3 protein-coding genes are annotated in these 2,876 nt (G+C 59.6%); all 3 read left to right on the top strand.

Going from position 1 to position 2,876, the window contains the following annotated elements:
* Positions 1-483 (top strand): sensor histidine kinase (locus ACXJL8_RS38150; RefSeq protein WP_456686715.1); only part of this gene is annotated, 483 nt, incomplete at its 5' end.
* A 33-nt stretch (positions 484-516) separates the two neighbouring features.
* Positions 517-1,605: an ABC transporter ATP-binding protein gene (locus ACXJL8_RS38145; RefSeq protein ID WP_456621005.1), complete on the top strand. Its 1,089-nt coding sequence runs from the start codon at positions 517-519 to the stop codon at positions 1,603-1,605.
* An 80-nt stretch (positions 1,606-1,685) separates the two neighbouring features.
* Positions 1,686-2,864, top strand: coding sequence for an ABC transporter substrate-binding protein (locus ACXJL8_RS38140; RefSeq protein WP_456621004.1), 1,179 nt, complete (start codon positions 1,686-1,688; stop codon positions 2,862-2,864).
* Positions 2,865-2,876: the final 12 nt, after the last annotated feature.

The following is a 2,876-nucleotide window of genomic DNA, read 5'->3' as shown; positions in this document are numbered from 1 at the left end:
GTCGATGTCAACGAGATTGCACGTGGCGTGCTGCAATCGCTTCACGGACAGTTGAGGGATCACGGCGTCGCGACCGAAACCGAACTTGCATCCGATCTGCCGCTGGTCGACGGGCATCAGGGTCAGTTGCGACAGGTGGTCTTCAACCTGGTCCACAATGCGATCGATGCCATGGCCACCACAACGGATAAAACACGCCTGCTGCGGGTGAGCACACAGCCTCGGGATCGCAACACAATCGTGGTGGCAGTTGAGGATTCAGGACCTGGGATTGATCCTGGACGTTTGAACAACATATTTGATGCATTCGTCACGACCAAAGCGAATGGAATGGGATTGGGCCTCGCGATCTGCCGCATGATCGTTCAGCGTCACGGCGGTCAACTTTCGGCATCGTCAGACGGCAAGGCCGGCGCGCGCGTCCAATTCGTTCTGCCGGTCGGATTGGTGGATACTGCACACGCGCGCAACGTTAGCCATTGACTGTTTCGGTTTTCTGGCGAACGAGTAGGCTGGATGAGTTCGCCTGCCGCCATAGCGCTCGATCGTGTAGCCAAGGTCTACGACAAACCTGTCGTGTCCGACATTTCGTTGGAGGTGCCGGAGGGAAGCTTCGTCACGGTGCTGGGGCCTTCCGGCTCTGGCAAGAGTACGATATTGCAAATGATCGGTGGCTTCCTGCAGCCGACCGCAGGACGTATTCTCTTCGCCGGTACGGACATGACGGCGCTTCCGCCCAACAAGCGGCCATGCAACACGATCTTTCAGGACCTCGGCCTGTTTCCGCACATGACTGTTGCCGAGAACGTCGCCTATGGTCTCAAGGTGCGTGGCGTCGACCCGGCCACGCGGCGCAAGTGCACGGCGGAGATGCTCGCTATCGTTGCCCTTGAAGGCTACGAGAGGCGCCGCATACACCAGCTTTCCGGAGGCCAGCGCCAACGCGTGGCGCTTGCCCGAGCGCTGGTGCTCGACCCTGCTGTTCTTCTGCTCGACGAGCCATTGACGGGGCTCGATGAGCGATTGCGCCAGCAACTGCGCGGCGAGATCAGTCGTCTGCACCGACGGCTCGGCGCGACCATCCTTGCCGTCACTCACAATCAGGATGAGGCTCTGTCTCTAAGCGATCGAATCATCGTTTTGCGAGCGGGCCGCATCGAACAGATCGGTACGCCGCGCGAAGTCTTCGAACGACCGGCCAATGCCTTCGTCGCGCGGTTCGTTGGGTTCGACGCAATATTGAAGCCGGAGCGCGTCGATTCCGGCATTGCCGACTGGCACGCGCGCGTCGCTGGACGAGATATCCGCTGTGAACCGCCCATCAGCCGTGACCCGGCGAACGATTATGTGCTGGTCCTCCGACCCGAGCGGATCAGGATCGCACGCCCGGAAGAACGAAGTGATCTTGGGCCGCTCACGGTCATTTCCACCGCCTACAAGGGCCGCGACGTCGAGGTTGAGAGCCGCTTGGTTGACGGTCAAGCGTTCAAGTTTCTCATCTCCGCAGATCCGGGTGTCGCGGTACCCGCATCAGGCAGCAGCATCGAGATTGTGTGGGAACCCATGAAGCCGCTGTTGCTACCGGACGCGCTGGTCGAGCCCTGATATCCGCCCAGCGCCGCCTCTGCGAAGGCGCCTGAATTATGATATGCATCAAGTCGGGAGGCTCCTGAGGAGCTTGGACAATGGCGCACAGCATCGGGAATGGCTCTCCACCGGGCGTATTCTCCCAGTTAACACGCCGCCAGCTTGTTCAGAACAGTGTTCTTGGCGCTGGCGCGCTGGCAGTCGGAAGTTTCGGCCTGCCGCGCGCCGCCCGAGCGTTAGATGAGATCAATTTTTGGGCAACCGGCACGCTCGATATCGGCGACGACGGCTGGAGAACCTTTGCCAACGACAGCGGTGTCAAAGTCGAATTCACCGATAACGGCAATGACCCGGGGCCGGTCGTTGCCAAGCTGGCGGCTGGCAACGCAAACGACATTTATGATGTCGCAGGGCTCCAGGGAGGCAGCGAAAAGGAACTCGCGAGACGCGGCCTGATTGCGCCCTGGGACATTTCGCAGATCCCGAATTATGCGAGCGTGTGGCCGTGGGCGAAGGACATTCCCTACCTGACCCACGATGACAAGGCCTACGGAATTCCGACCGTCATCAATGCCGATTCCATCATCGCCATAAGAGACAAGGCTGGCAGCGTCGACAGCTATGGCGCCATCTTTGATCCGAAGCTGAAGGGCAAGACCGCCATGGAAGACGCCTGGATCAACAGCGTGATCTTTACCGCCATTTATCTGAAGAACTCCGAGAATGCGAAGATTGCCGAGCCTGGTAACCTGACCGCTGACGAGCTCGGGCTGGTCATGGAATTCCTGATCAAGCACAAGCGGGACCGCCAGTTCCGCACGTTCTGGAACGGTTGGGAACAGGGTCTCCAGCTCTTGGCCAACCAGGAGGTCTGGGTGATGACCGGCTGGGAACCCATTGTTTATGCCGCGCGGATGCGGGGTGTCGATTGCTATTATGCCGTGCCGAAGGAAGGCTACGAGGGATGGGCTAACAATACCGTCCTGCTGAAGAGCGCGGTGGTCCGCGGGCGTACAAAGGCGGCCCATCAGTTGGTCAATGCCCTTTTCTCGGGATTCTACGGCTGCAAGCTCGGCCTGCTGCGCGGTTACGTCGTACCCACCGACAACAACGTCGCCTACGCGAACGCTCATGCGAATGCCTTCGATCCGGCGGGCGTCCGGAAACTGGCCGAGCATGTGAAGCAAAAGTTTGCCGGCAAGATCTATTGGCAAAACACCCGGCCGGACAATTTCCAGCTCTACGAAACATGGTGGCAGAGATTGAGGAACGCGTAGTGCCTCACGAAC

It is taken from the genome of Bradyrhizobium sp. P5_C11_2, from assembly GCF_054049755.1.
This window is presented reverse-complemented; position numbering and strand designations above follow the sequence as displayed.